Raw genomic sequence first — 15909 nt, 5'->3', positions numbered from 1 at the left:
AGAAAGCAAAGGAGAGGGGACCATGTTCGAGCTCGTAGACAATATCCCGCAGAGTGCAGTCATCAAAGTAATCGGCGTGGGTGGCGGTGGTGGTAATGCCGTCAACCACATGGCCAAAAACAACATCGAAGGCGTCGAGTTCATCTGCGCCAACACCGATGCACAGGCATTGAAAAATGTCGGTGCGCGCACCGTTCTGCAACTGGGCACTGGTGTGACCAAGGGCCTGGGCGCTGGCGCCAACCCGGAAGTCGGCCGTCAAGCCGCGCTGGAAGACCGTGAGCGTATCGCTGAAGTGTTGCAAGGCTGCGACATGGTCTTCATCACCACCGGCATGGGCGGCGGCACCGGTACCGGTGCGGCACCGATCATCGCCGAAGTGGCCAAGGAAATGGGTATCCTCACCGTTGCCGTGGTGACCCGTCCGTTCCCGTTCGAAGGCCGCAAGCGCATGCTGATCGCCGAAGAAGGCATCCGCGCGCTGTCCTTGAGCGTCGACTCGTTGATCACCATTCCCAACGAGAAGCTGCTGACCATCCTCGGTAAAGACGCCAGCCTGCTGTCCGCCTTCGCCAAGGCCGATGATGTATTGGCCGGTGCCGTGCGCGGTATCTCCGACATCATCAAGCGTCCGGGCATGATCAACGTCGATTTCGCCGACGTGAAAACCGTGATGAGCGAAATGGGCATGGCGATGATGGGGACTGGCTGCGCCAGTGGCCCGAACCGCGCCCGTGAAGCGACCGAAGCCGCTATCCGCAACCCGCTGCTGGAAGATGTGAACCTGCAGGGCGCGCGTGGCATCCTGGTGAACATCACCGCCGGTCCTGACCTGTCCCTGGGTGAGTACTCCGACGTGGGTAACATCATCGAACAGTTCGCTTCCGAGCACGCCACTGTGAAAGTGGGCACCGTGATCGACCCGGACATGCGCGATGAGCTGCACGTGACCGTTGTCGCAACAGGCCTGGGTGCGAAAATCGAGAAGCCGGTCAAGGTTATCGACAACACCGTGCAGCCGGCTGCCGTTTCGGCCTCTGCCGCACGTCAGGAACAGCCTTCGGTCAACTACCGCGATCTGGACCGTCCGACCGTGATGCGCAATCAGGCTCACGCCGGCGCGGCCACTGCGGCCAAGCTGAATCCGCACGACGACCTGGACTATCTGGATATCCCAGCCTTCCTGCGTCGCCAGGCTGATTGATGAAATGTATCAGGAGTATTGGGGTGATTGGTGTTCAGCAAAGGCCGGTTCTGCTATCATCGCCGGCCATTGTTGAAAACAATTCGCAACTAGTGCTATAGCGGCCAAAGCCATGATCAGACAACGCACCCTGAAGAACATCATCCGCGCCACTGGCGTCGGCCTGCATTCCGGGGAAAAGGTTTACCTGACCCTGAAGCCGGCACCGGTGGATACCGGAATCGTGTTTCGTCGTACCGACTTGGACCCCGTCGTGGAAATATGCGCGCGGGCTGAAAACGTCGGTGAAACCACCATGTCGACCACGTTGATTAATGGTGATGTGAAGGTGGATACCGTGGAGCACCTGCTTTCGGCCATGGCTGGCCTGGGCATCGATAACGCCTACGTCGAGCTCTCCGCGTCCGAAGTGCCGATCATGGATGGCAGTGCTGGGCCCTTTGTATTCCTGATTCAATCCGCCGGTCTGCAGGAGCAGGAAGCGGCCAAGAAATTCATCCGCATCAAGCGTGAAGTGACAGTGGAAGAGGGCGACAAGCGCGCCACTTTCGTGCCCTTCGACGGTTTCAAGGTGAGTTTCGAGATCGATTTCGACCATCCGGTTTTCCGCAATCGCACGCAGAGTGCGACGGTGGACTTCTCCAGCACCTCCTTCGTCAAAGAAGTGAGCCGTGCGCGGACTTTCGGTTTTATGAGTGACATCGAGCACCTGCGTTCGCAGAACCTGGCGCTCGGCGGCAGCGTGGAAAACGCCATCGTGGTCGATGAGTTTCGCGTGCTTAACGAAGACGGCCTGCGTTACGAGGACGAATTCGTCAAACACAAGATCCTCGATGCCATTGGCGATCTCTACCTGCTGGGTAACAGTCTGATTGGCGAGTTCCGTGGCTTCAAGTCGGGGCATGCACTGAACAACCGTCTACTGCGCGCGTTGATCGAGCAGACCGATGCGTGGGAAGTGGTGACCTTCGACGACGTGAAGAGCGCGCCGATCTCGTACATGCGTCCGGTTGCGGCCGGTTAAGCAACACTCTCTCTCTTTTGCTTTTTTTGAAGGCCACCTCCGGGTGGCTTTTTTTTGCCTTGAGTTTGAGCGCGGAAGAGGTGGGCTTAGTGCTTCAACCCAGCCTACCGAACGTGCTTGGCTAGCCGTTCCAGGGCGGCGCGCAGGCCAGGGTCGGTAATGCCCTCGGCAATCTCCTGGATGCCGTCGGCGCTGTCCTGCGACAGCTCCATGGTATGGCCCTTGAGCTGTGCGATGGCCACCGGTGGCTGTACCTTGAACAGGATACGGTTCAGGTTGCTGAACTCGTCGAAGGCCTGCAGCTGGCGTTGCAGGCGTCGTTGCTGATAACGCAGGCGCGTGGCCCAATGGCCATCGGTGACGATCAACAACAGGCAGCCTTCGCGCCACGAAGCCACGTGACAATGCTCGCGGGCGGCCGGCTGCAGTTGGCTTTCCAGCAGGCGTTGCAGGTTGCCGAGGCGCTGGGCCTGCTTGAACAGTGCTTGCAGGGGCTTGGCATCGCGCAGCAGCGCGGCGGGAGCTCGGGCCGGTAACGGGCGAAAAGCCATGACGGAGTGCCTGAGGTTGCAGAGCTGTCATGGTAGCAGAAAGGTCGCGCTCTTCAGCCTTTCATGCAGGTCGTTGTCGGCGCGATACGCTTTCGCGCGCACACGCGCAGGGCTTGATTTCGCGGTCGGCGGCTCCATATAGGTACAACGGGAAAGTTCAGCTTGGCTATGCACATTCCAGCGCGCGTCAGCGTTGTTCCGTGTGCGTGGAGTTGACTGTACGGTCAGCCGAAGCTGCAGGCGCCACAGGTGCTGGCACACTGAAACAACGCTACTTTCCTCATCAACGTTTCCGGGTAGAATGCCCGCTTCGCAAGCAGCCATGAGGGCTGCGCGGGCGACTCACGGGGCCGCCCTCCATCCATACGTGTGGAAGATCCTGCCGATATGTTTGCGCCTTTGTTGAAAAAGCTCTTTGGAAGCAAGAACGAGCGCGAAGTGAAGCGCATGCTCAAGACGGTGCAAGCCGTTAATTCGTTCGAGGAGCAGATGCTGGCGCTCTCGGATGAGCAGTTGCGCGCCAAAACCGAAGAGTTCAAGGCCCGTCTGGGCAAAGGCGAAACCCTTGATCAGCTGCTGCCCGAAGCCTTCGCCGTGGCCCGTGAGGCCGGCAAGCGGGTCATGGGCATGCGTCACTTCGATGTGCAGCTGATCGGCGGCTCGACCTTGCACGAAGGCAAGATCGCCGAAATGCGCACCGGTGAAGGCAAGACCCTGGTGGCGACGCTGGCGGTCTACCTGAACGCGCTGTCCGGCAAGGGCGTGCACGTGGTCACGGTCAACGATTACCTGGCCCGCCGCGATGCCAACTGGATGCGCCCGCTGTATGAATTCCTCGGCCTCTCCGTCGGCATCGTCAGCCCGTTCCAGCCGCCGGAAGAGAAGCGTGCCGCCTACGCCGCCGACATCACCTACGGCACCAACAACGAATACGGTTTCGACTACCTGCGCGACAACATGGCGTTCAGTCTGGAAGAGAAGTACCAGCGCGAGCTGAACTTCGCCGTGATCGACGAAGTCGACTCGATCCTGATCGACGAAGCCCGTACGCCGCTGATCATTTCCGGTCAGGCGGAAGACAGCTCCAAGCTCTACATGCAGGTCAACCTGCTGATTCCTCGTCTCAAGCAGCACATCGAGGAAGAAGAAGGCGTCGTCACTCAGGAAGGCCATTACTCGGTCGATGAGAAAACCCGCCAGGTCGAGCTGAACGAGCAGGGTCACCAGTTCATCGAGGACATGCTGACCCAGGCCGGCCTGCTGGCCGAAGGCGAGAGCCTGTACTCCGCACACAACCTCGGTCTGTTGACCCACGTGTATGCCGGCCTGCGCGCGCACAAGCTGTTCCAGCGCAACGTCGAATACATCGTGCAGAATGATCAGGTCCTGCTGGTCGATGAGCACACCGGCCGCACCATGCCGGGCCGTCGCCTGTCCGAAGGCCTGCACCAGGCCATCGAAGCCAAGGAAGGTCTGAGCATCCAGGCCGAAAGCCAGACGCTGGCCTCGACCACCTTCCAGAACTACTTCCGCCTCTACAACAAACTGTCCGGCATGACCGGTACGGCCGACACCGAAGCGTTCGAATTCCACCAGATCTACGGCCTGGCCGTGGTGGTGATTCCGCCGAACAAGCCGCTGGCCCGTAAGGACTTCAACGACCTGGTTTACCTGACCCAGGAAGAGAAGTACGCCGCCATCGTCGCCGATATCAAGGAAAGCCAGGCGGTCGGGCGTCCGGTGCTGGTGGGCACGGCCTCGATCGAAAGCTCGGAGTACGTGTCCCAGCTGCTGACCAAGGAAGGTATCGAGCACAAGGTGCTCAACGCCAAGTTCCACGAGAAGGAAGCTGAAATCATCGCCCAGGCCGGCCGGCCCGGCGGGCTGACCATCGCCACCAACATGGCCGGTCGTGGTACCGACATCCTCCTGGGCGGCAACTGGGAAGTCGAAGTCGCGGCGCTGGAAGATGCGACGCCCGAGCAGATCGCGCAGATCAAGGCCGATTGGCACAAACGTCACCAGATGGTGATCGAGTCCGGTGGCCTGCATGTGATCGCCTCCGAGCGGCATGAATCGCGCCGTATCGACAACCAACTGCGTGGCCGCTCCGGTCGTCAAGGCGACCCGGGCTCCAGCCGCTTCTATCTGTCGCTGGAAGACAATCTGATGCGCATCTTCGCCTCGGACCGGGTGAAGAACTTCATGAAGGCCCTGGGCATGCAGTCCGGCGAGGCGATCGAGCACCGCATGGTGAGTAACGCCATCGAGAAGGCTCAGCGCAAAGTCGAAGGGCGCAACTTCGACATGCGTAAGCAACTGCTCGAATTCGACGACGTGGCGAACGAGCAGCGCAAAGTGATCTATCACATGCGCAACAGCTTGCTGGCCGCCACCGATATTGGCGAAACCATCGTCGACTTCCGCCAGGAAGTGCTGGATAACACCATCAGCCAGCACATCCCGCCGCAATCGCTGCCGGAGCAGTGGAACGTGCCGGCCCTGGAAGCTGCGTTGTTCAGCGATTTCAGCATCAAGCTGCCGATCCAGCAGTGGCTCGACGACGACGCCCATCTGTACGAAGAGCCGCTGCGCGAGAAGATCCTCGCCGCGCTGCTCGAGGCCTACAGCGAGAAAGAAGACCAGGCCAGCGCCGAGGCGCTGCGCACCTTCGAGAAGCAGATTTTGCTGCGCGTGCTGGACGACCTGTGGAAAGACCACCTGTCGACCATGGATCACCTGCGTCACGGTATTCACCTGCGTGGCTATGCGCAGAAGAACCCGAAGCAGGAGTACAAGCGCGAATCCTTCACCCTGTTCCAGGAATTGCTCGACTCGATCAAGCGCGACACCATTCGCGTGCTGTCCCACGTTCAGGTCCGGCGCGAAGATCCGGCCGAAGAAGAGGCGCGTCTGCGCCACGAAGCCGAGCAACTGGCGCAGCGTATGCAGTTCCAGCACGCCGAGGCCTCGGGCCTGGAACCGCTGCAGCAGGCCGAGCCCGAAGGCGAATTGGCCGTGGCCACTTTTGCGCCCGTGCGCAATGAGCAGAAAATCGGCCGCAACGAGCTGTGCTACTGCGGTTCGGGCAAGAAGTACAAACATTGCCATGGGCAAATCAGCTAAGGCTGATTAGTCTGTGGCTCAACGCCGCGACCGGCTTAGCCGCTCGCGGCGTTTTTGGCTCAATCTGCGCTGCGGCGCAGTTTTCAATTCTAGTGTTTCTGCCAAGGAGCTCCCTCCATGCCTGTCGGTCTCGGCCCTCTGCCCACCCTGCACCCGGTTTCCGGTTTTGAACTCGGCATCGCTTCTGCCGGCATCAAGCGCGCTGGGCGCAAGGATGTGGTGGTCATGCGCTGCGCCGAAGGCTCAAGCGTAGCGGGCGTGTTCACCCTGAATGCGTTTTGCGCGGCGCCGGTGATCCTGGCCAAGAAGCGCGTGCTCGGCGAAGTGCGTTACCTGCTGACCAATACCGGCAATGCCAATGCCGGCACGGGCGAGCCCGGCCTGCTGGCGGCGACCCGCACTTGCGCCAAGTTGGCGACGCTGGCGGGTGTGGCGGAGAGTGCGGTACTGCCATTCTCCACCGGGGTGATCGGCGAGCCGCTGCCAGTGGAGAAGATCGAGGGCGCCCTGGAAGCTGCCCTGGCGGATCTGGCCGTGAACAACTGGGAGGCGGCGGCCACTGGCATCATGACCACCGACACCCTGCCCAAGGGCGCCAGCCGTCAGTTCGTGCATGACGGCGTGACCGTGACGGTGACCGGCATCAGCAAAGGCGCCGGGATGATCAAGCCGAACATGGCGACCATGCTCGGCTACATCGCCACCGACGCCAAGGTCGCCCAGGGCGTGCTGCAGGACCTGCTGCGCGATGCGGCGAACAAATCCTTCAACCGCATCACCATCGACGGCGATACCTCGACCAACGATTGCTGCATCCTGGTCGCCACCGGCCAAGCCCAACTGCCGGAAGTGACCCAGGCCAGTGGCGCATTGTTCGCCGAGCTCAAGCAGGCGGTGCTGGAGGTATCCATGGAGTTGGCCCAGGCCATCGTGCGCGATGGCGAAGGCGCGACCAAGTTCGTCACCGTGCAGGCCAACGGCGGTGCGACCCATCAAGAGTGCCTGGACGTTGCTTATGCCGTGGCCCACTCGCCGCTGATCAAGACCGCGCTGTTCGCCTCCGACCCGAACTGGGGGCGGATTCTCGCGGCCGTCGGTCGCGCCGGCGTGGCGCAGTTGGATGTGAGCAAGATCGACGTGTTTCTCGGTGATGTGTGTATCGCCAGCCGTGGTTGCCGTGCAGCGAGCTACACCGAAGAGCAAGGGGCTGCGGTGATGGCCGAAGAAGAGATCGGCATCCGCATCGAACTGGGGCGCGGCACGTGCAGCGAGACGATCTGGACCACCGACCTGTCCCACGAGTACGTGCGCATCAACGCCGAATACCGTTCCTGATTGCCGAAGGCAGCAGGCGCCGAGCCCGGTTTGCCTGCTGCCGCCGCGCTTTCTCTGTGCCACGCTGTGGCGCGCTTAAGTGCCTGCCGCCAGGCGGTTATTCCAGGCGCTTATCCCCGCATGAATAATCGGAATTTGCCCTGAGCCCGGGCGCTGCCTATTGTCGCAGTTCGTTCAATCAACTTCAGAATAGGTGGCGCGCATGGCTTTATCACTGCTGATCGGCGACAAGACGTATTCTTCCTGGTCGCTGCGGGCGGCGCTGGCGTTGGAGCTGACGGGTGCGCCCTACACCGAGTTGTTGATTCGGCTGAATCAGGCGGATACCCGCGCGCGGATTCTCGAGCATTCGCCGACCGCTAAAGTGCCCTTGCTGAAGACCGAAGAGGGTTCGATCTGGGACTCGCTGGCGATCAGTGAATACCTTGCCGAGCGCTTCCCCGAGGCGCATCTGTGGCCGCGCGGGCAATATGCGCGGGCCGTCGCACGCAGTGCCTGCGCGGAGATGCACAGTGGTTTCGTCGCACTGCGCACACATATGCCGATGGATCTCAAGCGCGCTCAGGTATTGGCCGAGATCCCGGTCGACGTGCAGGCTGACATCGAGCGCATCGTCGCGTTGTGGGCGCGATGCCGCGCCGAGTTCGGTCAGGACGGTCCGTTCCTGTTTGGCCATGCCAGTTTGGCCGATGCTTTTTTCGCCCCGGTGGCCGCCCGCTTGCGCAGCTATCAGGTAGCGCTGCCGGCAGAGGCGGCGGCCTATGTAGAAACCATTTACCAGTGGCCGGCCTTTAAGGGCTGGTACCAGGCAGCACTTGAGGAACGCGCGGCGTGAAACGAGTTCATGTGGCAGCAGCAGTGATCCGTGGCGCGGAGGGGCGCATCCTGCTGGCCCGGCGCCCGGCGGATAAGCACCAGGGCGGCCTGTGGGAGTTTCCCGGCGGCAAGGTGGAAGAGGGCGAGTCGGTGGCGGCGGCGCTGCAGCGCGAATTGGCCGAAGAGCTGGGTATCCAGGTCAGCGCTGCACGGCCATTGATCCAGGTGCAGCACGACTATGCGGACAAGCACGTATTGCTGGATGTCTGGGAAGTCTCGGCCTTCACGGGCGAACCCCATGGCGCCGAGGGCCAGCCGCTGGCCTGGGTCAGCGCCAAGCAGCTGGTCGATTACGAGTTTCCCGCCGCGAACCGGCCGATAGTGGCTGCCGCGCGTCTGCCGCAGCATTACCTGATCACCCCGGAGAATCTCGAGCCGCAAGCCCTGTTGCGCGGCCTGAAAGCCGCTCTGGAAAGCGGTATCCGCCTGGTGCAGCTGCGTGCGCCAAACATGTACGACCCGCAGTACCGCGATTTGGCGGTGGATGCCGTCGGCCTGTGTGCCGGCCGTGCCCAGTTGATGCTCAAGGGCCCGCTGGAATGGCTGGGCGACTTTCCCGCGGCGGGCTGGCACCTGACCTCGACCCAGCTGCGCAAGCTGGTCAGCGGCGGCCGGCCGTTCCCGGCGGCGCGCTGGCTGGCGGCCTCCTGCCACGATGCCGAAGAGTTGGCGCTGGCGGCGCAGATGGGGGTGGATTTCGTCACCCTGTCGCCCGTGCAGGCCACCCAGACCCACCCCGAGGCGCAGCCGTTGGGCTGGGACAAGGCTGCAGAGCTGATCGCCGGCTTCAATCAGCCGGTCTATCTGCTCGGTGGTGTCGGTGCGGCAGAGACCGAGCGCGCCTGGCAGGCCGGCGCCCAGGGTGTGGCGGGCATCCGCGCGTTCTGGCCGCAGGTCGTATAAGCCTGCGGCGGATAACCCTGCGGGGTCATTCGCGTCACAGGGTTTGCGGTTTCGGGGCCGCCTGCCAGAGCACTTCATTGATCTGCATGCGCTTGGCGATCAGCCGGGCGGCAACGAACAGCAGGTCGGACAGGCGGTTGATGTACGCCAGGCCGACGCCGGTCAGCGGCTCCAGCGCATTCAGGTGTTGGCAGCGGCGCTCGGCGCTGCGCGCCAGGCTGCGGCAGACATGGGCTTGGGCGACCAGGTGCGAGCCGCCCGGCAGGATGAAATTTTCCAGCGGTCCCAGCTCCTCGTTCCAATGATCGATGGCCGTTTCCAGGCGTTGTACCTCGGCCGTATTCAGGGCCTGGTAGACCGGCATCGCCAGTTCGCCGCCGAGGTCGAACAGACGATGCTGGCAGGGCGCCAAGACCTCGATCAGCTCGCTCAGGCCCGGCCACATGGCTTCATGCTCGGCCAGGCCCGCCAGCAGCAGGCCCAACTGGCTGTTGAGCGTATCCACCTCGCCCATGGCCTCCACCCGTGGGTGATCCTTCGGCACCCGGCGGCCGTCGGCCAGCCCGGTTTCGCCGCTATCACCGGTGCGGGTGTAAATCTTCGAGAGTCGCATGCTTAAAGTCCTGTGAGGTCCTGGGCGGCGGTCAGCGGCAGGCGCAGGGTGAAACAGGTGCCCTGGCCCAGCGTGGAGTGCACTTCCATCTGCCCTTTGTGGTTGTTGGTGATGATGAAGTAGGAGACCGACAGTCCCAGCCCCGTGCCCTGGCCGATCTCCTTGGTGGTGAAGAACGGCTCGAAGATGCGCTTGCGCACCAGTTCGGGCATGCCGATGCCGTTGTCTTCCACCTGAATCTCCGCCCAGGTCGGTGTCAGCCGCGTGCGCAGGATGATGCGGCCGGGCTCCAGTGGCGCCGCGCCGGGCTTGGCTTCGCGTTGGTGGATGGCCTGGGCGGCATTCTTCAGCAGGTTGAGCAGCACTTGTTCCAGTTCGTTGCCGATACCGGGCACCGGGCCGACCTGTGGGTCGAACTCGCGCAGGATGCTCAGGCCCTTGAAGTCAAAGCCTTCGGTCAGGTCGAAGTTATTGCTGGCGATCTCCACCGCCTGTTCGATCAGCGCCGGTAGCTGACAGGGGGCGAGCTGACGGTTACTCATGCGGCTGAAACTGAGCATGTGGGTGACGATTTTCGCCGCCCGCGAGCCGGCTTGCTGGATGCCATCGAGCAGTTGCGGCACTTCGCGGCCTTGCAGGTAGCGATTGACCGTCTCCAGTGAAACGCCCACGGCCTCGGCGTGTTCGAGGTTTTTCGGCAGTTCGCTCGACAGGCGCCGGCGAATGTTCTGCACGTTGTGCAGGATGGCGCCCAGTGGGTTGTTGATCTCATGGGCCATGCCGGCCGCCAGGCCGCCGACCGAGAGCATTTTCTCGGATTGCACCATCATCTCCTCCAGTGACAGGCGCTGGGTGATGTCGTCGATGCGGATCACCACGCCCCGGCCGGCGCCGCCCATCAGCGGATAAAAAGTCAGGGCGTAATGCCGTGGCACCTCATCCTTGAGCCAGGTCACACGCTCGATTTTCTCCACGGTGTGCCGTTCTGCGGTGTTTCTCAGCTGTGGCAGGAACGGCTTGAGGAGCGGGAAGGCAAGGAATACCGGCTGGTTCAGGGCCTCGTCCAGGCGGGTGCCCGAGAGTGCGCTGGCTTCCTGGTTCCATTGGCTGACGTAGAGCTGCTCGTCGAGGGCGATCAGTGCCGAGGGCATCGAGTCGATGATGCTGTTCAGGTAGTTCTGAAAGCCGGTGAGTTTCTTTTCGATCTTGCCGCGTACCTGCACTTCCAGCTCCAGCCTGCGGTTGGAGTGGCGGGTTTCCTCGGCCAGATGCTGCGCCTGGTCGAAGGCTGTTTGCGCGTCGTCGCGGGCACGCTTGAGCTGCTGCTCGCGCGCTTCGATACGCGACAGCATGGTGTTGACGGCCTCGGCCAGGCTGCCGATTTCGTCCTGATTGCCGCGGACGGCGCGCAGGGCGTAGTTCTCTTCGCGGGTGACTTGGCGCGACAACTCTTCCAGCTTGCGGATCGGTCGTGTCACCAGGCGCCGGATTTGCCGGGCCACCAGGCTCCAGAACACCACGCTGAAGGCGAGAATCACCAGGCTGGCGGTCAAGGTGCCGGTGTAGAAGGCGCCGGGTAATTCGCTGGAGGCGACCAGCAGCAGATGGCCGGGCGGCTTGCCGTTTTGTGGCAGGGCGATCAGTTGGTTGGCGCGAAATTCGCCGTAGCGCCAGCTGTCCAGCTGTTCGAGGCTGTGCGGCAGCTGCAGTTTCTCGCCGCGTTCCAATTGTGCCAGGCGTTTGCCGTTGCTGTCGTAAATGACCGCCGCGCGCAGCGGTGTGTAGCCGTTCAAGCGTTGCAGCATGGCCTCGGCGGCGGCCGGCGAGCTGAGCGCTTCATTGCTCAGGGAGGGGCTGGAGAACAGTCTGCCGAGGGTCTGCAGGGCTTGCGGCGCCATGTTCTCCTGCGAGATCCAGTAGGCGGCACTGATAAAGGCCAGATTGGCCACCAGCAGTACGGTAGTCAGCAAGGCCAGCAGTGCAACCAGGAGTTTGCGGCCAACCGGGAGGTTTTCAAGACGCTTGCGCAGGGTCATGGGCAGGTTGATCGCGGCGAAAGTAAGAGCGGCAGGGTAACGCGGGCTTTACTGGGTGGGCAATCCGCGTGCGCTGAGCTGGCTGATCAGGCGCCTGTGCAGAGCCGCCAGGTGTGGCAGTTGGCGCTGATGCCGCTCTGCCACGGCGCAGGCGTAGCCGAGCAGGAAGCTGATTTCGGTGCGCCGCCCCAGGGCGACGTCCTGGTGCATCGACGAGTAGTTGGCTGCGGTGGCTTTGATCACCCGCTCGACTTCTTCCGCCAGTTGCTCGGCCGCCGCCGGCTGGCCGCAGAGGCTCAACAACTCGCCCAGTTCGGCGCAGAGGGTCGCCACTTCGGCCGGGTGTTCGAGCAGGCCGCCATTGCGGCAATCGTAGAGAACCGTCAGCGGATTGATCGCGCAGTTCAACGCCAGCTTGCGCCACAGGCGGGTGAGGATGTCCGGCGTCCATTGGTGCGGTATGCCGGTGCTGGCGAGCTGTTCGAGCCAGGCCGGCGGTGTGGGGTCGCGCGGGTCGCCGAGCCAGGTGTGGCCGTGGCCGGCGAACACCACACGGAAATCGCCGTCACGGAACGCGCCCTCGGTACTGGAGGCGAGGATGCAGCGCGTGCGCGGCAGGCAAGCAGCCACGGCGTCCTGGCTGCCCATGCCGTTCTGCAGCAGGATCAGTTCGGCATCTGCCGTCAGGCGGTGGGCCAGGCTGGCGACCGCGGCCTCGGCGTCGTAGGCTTTGCAGGCCAACAGCAGTCGGCTGATCGGGCTGGTGTCCGCTGCGGTTTGCGCGGCGATCGGGTAGAGGCTGCTCTGGCCATGCTCCACCAGCGTCAGGCCGCCGGCTGCGCGGTAGGCGGCCAGGCGTGCGCGGTCGCGCAGGAGCAAGCGCACGGGCAGGCCGGCGCGGGCCAGTCGAGCGGCCCATAGGCTGCCCAGGCTGCCGGCACCCAGTACGTGCCAGGTCATGGTTACTTGTGCAGCGGCAGGCGTAATGCCGCCACCCGGCCGCTGGCGTAGGACTCCGGCAGTAGCGTGGTGGCGTGCGTGATCAGGCTGTCCGGCTCGATCGGCAGCGCTTTGGCGTCCATGCCAACCAGGCTGATACCGGCTTTGAGACTGATGAAGCCTTCGCTGGTCTTGAAGGCTTTCAGATTCAGGCCCTCGTGCAGGCGCTTGAAGCTGCTCGGGGAGCATTCTTGCAGGTCTTCGAGCAGGGTGAGCAGGCCGAAGTGGTTGTCGTCCAGCCGCGTCAGCACATCCAGCGGCCGCACCAGCTGTTGCAGGCGGCGGGCGACGCCATGCAGCAGTTCGTTATAGAAGCTGTGGCCATATTGCTGCCGCAATTGCGGGGCATCCTGCAGGCCGATCAGCAGGTAGCACACGGCGCCGCCGCGGGATTCGATCTGGCGCAGGCTGTCCGCCAGCATCTGCTGCAGGTAGCGCGGGTTGCCCAGGCCGGTTATGGGGTCGACCAGGTTGCGCTGCTCCAGACTGGCGATGTTCTGCGTCAGCAGGCGGTTCTCCTGCAGCAGCCGTTGCAGCGTGTTGCACAGGCGGTCGGCGGCGTAGACCCGCGGCACCAGTTGCTCGCTCATGGCTGCCTTGCTGATGAAGTCATCGACGCCGCGGTCGAAGGCTTCGTGCAGCACGTTCTCGCCTTCCTTGCCGGTGAGCAGCATGACGTAAGTGTAGTGGTCGGCCATTTCGTCGAGCTGGCGCACGCGTCCGGTCAGTTCCAGGCCGTCGATTTCCGGCATCAGCCAGTCAGCCAGCAATACGCTGGCTGGGCGTTCTTCCAGCAGCGTGAGCGCTTCAACGGCGCTGCTGGCGAAGCGCACATCAAGATAGCCTGCCTGGCTGAGGGCGCGGCCGATCATGGCGCTGGAAAACTTGGCGTCGTCCACCACCAGGATGCTGAGATGGGGGTTGGGCATTGGCAGGCTCGCAGGAAAGAACACAAAGAATAAAGATCCCGAGACATCGCCGGGCAGTGATTGTATCTGCGGTTATATAATGGCTGCGCATTTTAACCATCAACAAGCATGGCGCGCTCCGTACGTGACCTGGGTCGCGCCGTCTATCTGGAGAAATCCCATGCCCTCGTTCGACGTGGTGTCCGAACTGGACAAACATGAACTCACCAATGGGGTGAAAAACGCCATCCAGGAGTTGGAGCGGCGCTTCGACCTGCGTGGTAAATGCAGCATGGAGCACAAGGACAAGACTGTCACGCTGACTGCCGAAGCCGATTTCATGCTCGAGCAGATGCTCGAGATCCTGCGTGGCAACCTGATCAAGCGCGATATCTCCAGCCAGTGCATGGAAACCAAGGACGCCTACGCCTCCGGCAAGGTGGTCAAGCAGGAAGTGACGTTCCGCGAGGGCATCGACAAGGAGTTGGCGAAGAAGCTCGTCGCGCATGTCAAAGACTGCAAACTCAAGGTCCAGGCCGCCATTCAGGGCGAGCAGGTACGCATCACCGGCAAGAAGCGCGATGACCTGCAAGAGGCGATTGCGGCCCTGCGCGCCAAGGATTTCGGCATGCCGCTGCAGTACAACAACTTCCGCGACTGAAGCGCAGGCGCCAGCAATGGGCCAGAACCTTCGCGTCTGGCTGGCGTTGCAGTGTACGTGGCGTCTGTTTGCATGGCCGGCATGTGCCGGCCTTTTTCATGGCTGCTCGGTAGAAGGCTGTCCGTTGCTGGCTGCGGGCGTCGAGCCATTCGGCTGTTGGCCGTCGCGGCGCCATTGCCAGACGATCAGGATCAAGGTCGGGACGCCGAGCAGGGCGGTAATCAGGAAGAAGTCGCTGTAGCCGAACTTCTCCACCATCACCCCGGAGTAGCCACCGATCAGCCGCGGCAGCAGCAGCATGATCGAGCTGAGCAGGGCGTACTGGGTGGCGGAGAACTTCAGGTTGGTCAGGCTCGACAGGTAGGCGACGAAGGCCGCGGTGGCCAGGCCGGCGCTGAAGTTGTCGCAGGAGATGGTCAGGATCAGCATCTGCAGGTGCGGGCCCATGTCGGCGAGCATCAGGAACAGCAGGTTGGTCGCCGCCGATGCCGCGCCGCCGATCAGCAGAATCGGGAAAATCCCGAACCGCACGATCAACAAACCACCGAGGCCCGCACCGAGCAGGGTCATGATCAGGCCGAACAGCTTGCTGACGCTGGCGATTTGATCCTTGGTGAAGCCCTGGTCGATGTAGAAGACGTTGGCCATCACCCCCATCACCGTATCCGACAGGCGATAAGTGGCGATCAGGCCGAGCAGCAGCAAGGCTTGCCAGCGGTAGCGCAGGATGAAGTCGTTGATCGGTGTCAGTACCGGTGCCAGGCCACGGCGGCCCATGGCCGACAGGCACAGCGCGGTGAGGATGGTGTAGAGCAGGGCGCGCAGAAAGGCCCGGTCTTCCAGCAACAGGTCGAGCAGGCTGCTGCCGTGGAACAGCACACTCTCGAAGTTGGTCCGGTACAGCTGGGTGAACATCGCCGGTACCGAGACCAGCAAGACGATCAACACCAGCACCGAGGCCATCTGATGGCTGAAGCCATAGCGCGCGGCCGACAGCTGGGTACGCAGCGGCACCGCCGGTTCGCGCATCCATAGGCTGGTGAGCAGCCCCGGCAGCATCAGCAGTGCGAACGCGAGGTAGGTGCCAGCCCAGGCCGAGTGCTTGTACTGTTCATTGGTGGAACCGAACCACTCGGCGAAATACAGTGCGCCAGCGGTCGCCAGCAGCGCGGCAACCCGATAACCGGCCATGTAGCTGGCGGCCAGTGCGGCCTGGCGGGTGTCGTCGGCGATTTCCAGGCGGTAGGCATCGACGGCGATGTCCTGGGTGGCCGAGGCAAACGCCACCAGCACCGCCAGGGCGATCAACCAGGACAGGTGTTGCTGCGGGTCGCACAGCGCCATGCCGGCCAAGCCGATGGCGACCAGCAGCTGCGCGAGCACCAGCCAGGAGCGCCGCCGGCCGAGCTTGCCCAGCAGCGGCAGGCGCCATTGGTCGAGCAGCGGCGACCAGACCCATTTGAAGGCATACGCCAGGCCGATCAGGCTGGCGAAACCGATGGTTTCACGCGCCACGCCGGCCTCGCGCAGCCAGACCGAGAGGGTGGAGAACACCAACATATAAGGAAGGCCTGCAGCGAACCCCAGCAGGAGCAAGGCCAGGCTGGCAGGGCTAGCGTAGGCGGCGAGGGCGGCGCGCCAGGTTTTACGGGGCATTGGGTTGAGATCTGCCT

At 62.9% G+C, this 15909-nt stretch carries 12 protein-coding genes and 1 pseudogene; 7 read left to right on the top strand and 6 right to left on the bottom strand.

Features of this window, described 5'->3' with window-relative positions:
* Positions 1–22: 22 nt before the first annotated feature.
* Entirely contained in the window at positions 23–1204 is a 1182-nt protein-coding gene (gene ftsZ, locus AC3IYG_RS17890) for a cell division protein FtsZ (protein WP_489310690.1), read from the top strand.
* Between the two features lie 112 nt (positions 1205–1316).
* On the top strand, positions 1317–2228 hold the full coding sequence (lpxC, locus tag AC3IYG_RS17885) for a UDP-3-O-acyl-N-acetylglucosamine deacetylase (RefSeq protein ID WP_489310688.1): 912 nt from the start codon (positions 1317–1319) through the stop codon (positions 2226–2228).
* A gap of 104 nt (positions 2229–2332) precedes the next feature.
* On the opposite strand, the gene AC3IYG_RS17880 is transcribed toward lpxC, so the two are convergent.
* Complete coding sequence (locus AC3IYG_RS17880; protein WP_489310686.1) at positions 2333–2779, bottom strand: DciA family protein; 447 nt, start codon at positions 2777–2779, stop codon at positions 2333–2335.
* Positions 2780–3166: 387 nt separating this feature from the next.
* Here AC3IYG_RS17880 and secA point away from each other — a divergent pair, with 387 nt between their 5' ends.
* The 4 genes from secA (at position 3167) to AC3IYG_RS17860 (ending at position 9019) form a co-directional block, all read left to right on the top strand.
* Positions 3167–5905: a preprotein translocase subunit SecA gene (gene secA / locus AC3IYG_RS17875; RefSeq protein ID WP_489310684.1), complete on the top strand. Its 2739-nt coding sequence runs from the start codon at positions 3167–3169 to the stop codon at positions 5903–5905.
* A 117-nt stretch (positions 5906–6022) separates the two neighbouring features.
* Positions 6023–7240 carry a bifunctional glutamate N-acetyltransferase/amino-acid acetyltransferase ArgJ gene (gene argJ / locus AC3IYG_RS17870; RefSeq protein WP_489310682.1) on the top strand — a complete coding sequence of 406 codons (1218 nt, stop codon included), beginning with the start codon at positions 6023–6025 and terminating at the stop codon, positions 7238–7240.
* A 202-nt stretch (positions 7241–7442) separates the two neighbouring features.
* Positions 7443–8075: a glutathione S-transferase family protein gene (locus tag AC3IYG_RS17865; protein WP_489310680.1), complete on the top strand. Its 633-nt coding sequence runs from the start codon at positions 7443–7445 to the stop codon at positions 8073–8075.
* Positions 8072–9019 carry a Nudix family hydrolase gene (locus AC3IYG_RS17860; protein WP_489310678.1) on the top strand — a complete coding sequence of 316 codons (948 nt, stop codon included), beginning with the start codon at positions 8072–8074 and terminating at the stop codon, positions 9017–9019. The genes AC3IYG_RS17865 and AC3IYG_RS17860 overlap by 4 nt, the downstream gene beginning before the upstream one ends.
* 34 nt (positions 9020–9053) lie before the next feature.
* Here the strand turns inward: AC3IYG_RS17860 and AC3IYG_RS17855 are convergent, their stop codons facing one another.
* The 4 genes and pseudogenes from AC3IYG_RS17855 to AC3IYG_RS17840 form a co-directional block, all read right to left on the bottom strand.
* Entirely contained in the window at positions 9054–9632 is a 579-nt protein-coding gene (locus AC3IYG_RS17855; protein WP_489310676.1) for a cob(I)yrinic acid a,c-diamide adenosyltransferase, read from the bottom strand.
* Between the two features lie 2 nt (positions 9633–9634).
* Positions 9635–11668, bottom strand: a complete 2034-nt coding sequence (locus AC3IYG_RS17850; protein WP_489310674.1) for a sensor histidine kinase — start codon at positions 11666–11668, stop codon at positions 9635–9637.
* 48 nt (positions 11669–11716) lie between these two features.
* Positions 11717–12628 carry a putative 2-dehydropantoate 2-reductase gene (locus AC3IYG_RS17845; protein WP_489310672.1) on the bottom strand — a complete coding sequence of 304 codons (912 nt, stop codon included), beginning with the start codon at positions 12626–12628 and terminating at the stop codon, positions 11717–11719.
* Between the two features lie 2 nt (positions 12629–12630).
* Positions 12631–13605 (bottom strand): annotated as a pseudogene (locus AC3IYG_RS17840) (GGDEF domain-containing response regulator); the annotation flags it as partial.
* Positions 13606–13756: 151 nt separating this feature from the next.
* On the opposite strand from AC3IYG_RS17840, the gene AC3IYG_RS17835 reads away from it, so the two are divergent.
* Positions 13757–14236, top strand: a complete 480-nt coding sequence (locus tag AC3IYG_RS17835) for a YajQ family cyclic di-GMP-binding protein (protein WP_489310670.1) — start codon at positions 13757–13759, stop codon at positions 14234–14236.
* A gap of 96 nt (positions 14237–14332) precedes the next feature.
* On the opposite strand, the gene AC3IYG_RS17830 is transcribed toward AC3IYG_RS17835, so the two are convergent.
* Positions 14333–15892 (bottom strand): AmpG family muropeptide MFS transporter, encoded by a 1560-nt coding sequence (locus AC3IYG_RS17830; RefSeq protein ID WP_489310668.1) that lies wholly within the window; start codon positions 15890–15892, stop codon positions 14333–14335.
* Between the last annotated feature and the right edge of the window lie 17 nt (positions 15893–15909).

The organism is Pseudomonas sp. KH_027 (assembly GCF_057838565.1).
The sequence above is the reverse complement of the archived record's forward strand: the minus strand, read 5'-3'. Positions and strand labels throughout refer to the sequence as shown.

Coding starts and splice junctions, on each gene's coding strand:
- ftsZ (WP_489310690.1), top strand. CDS start 23: ATGTTCGAGCTCGTAGACAATATCCCGCAGAGTGCAGTCATCAAAGTA.
- lpxC (WP_489310688.1), top strand. CDS start 1,317: ATGATCAGACAACGCACCCTGAAGAACATCATCCGCGCCACTGGCGTC.
- AC3IYG_RS17880 (WP_489310686.1), bottom strand. CDS start 2,779: ATGGCTTTTCGCCCGTTACCGGCCCGAGCTCCCGCCGCGCTGCTGCGC.
- secA (WP_489310684.1), top strand. CDS start 3,167: ATGTTTGCGCCTTTGTTGAAAAAGCTCTTTGGAAGCAAGAACGAGCGC.
- argJ (WP_489310682.1), top strand. CDS start 6,023: ATGCCTGTCGGTCTCGGCCCTCTGCCCACCCTGCACCCGGTTTCCGGT.
- AC3IYG_RS17865 (WP_489310680.1), top strand. CDS start 7,443: ATGGCTTTATCACTGCTGATCGGCGACAAGACGTATTCTTCCTGGTCG.
- AC3IYG_RS17855 (WP_489310676.1), bottom strand. CDS start 9,632: ATGCGACTCTCGAAGATTTACACCCGCACCGGTGATAGCGGCGAAACC.
- AC3IYG_RS17850 (WP_489310674.1), bottom strand. CDS start 11,668: ATGACCCTGCGCAAGCGTCTTGAAAACCTCCCGGTTGGCCGCAAACTC.
- AC3IYG_RS17845 (WP_489310672.1), bottom strand. CDS start 12,628: ATGACCTGGCACGTACTGGGTGCCGGCAGCCTGGGCAGCCTATGGGCC.
- AC3IYG_RS17835 (WP_489310670.1), top strand. CDS start 13,757: ATGCCCTCGTTCGACGTGGTGTCCGAACTGGACAAACATGAACTCACC.
- AC3IYG_RS17830 (WP_489310668.1), bottom strand. CDS start 15,892: ATGCCCCGTAAAACCTGGCGCGCCGCCCTCGCCGCCTACGCTAGCCCT.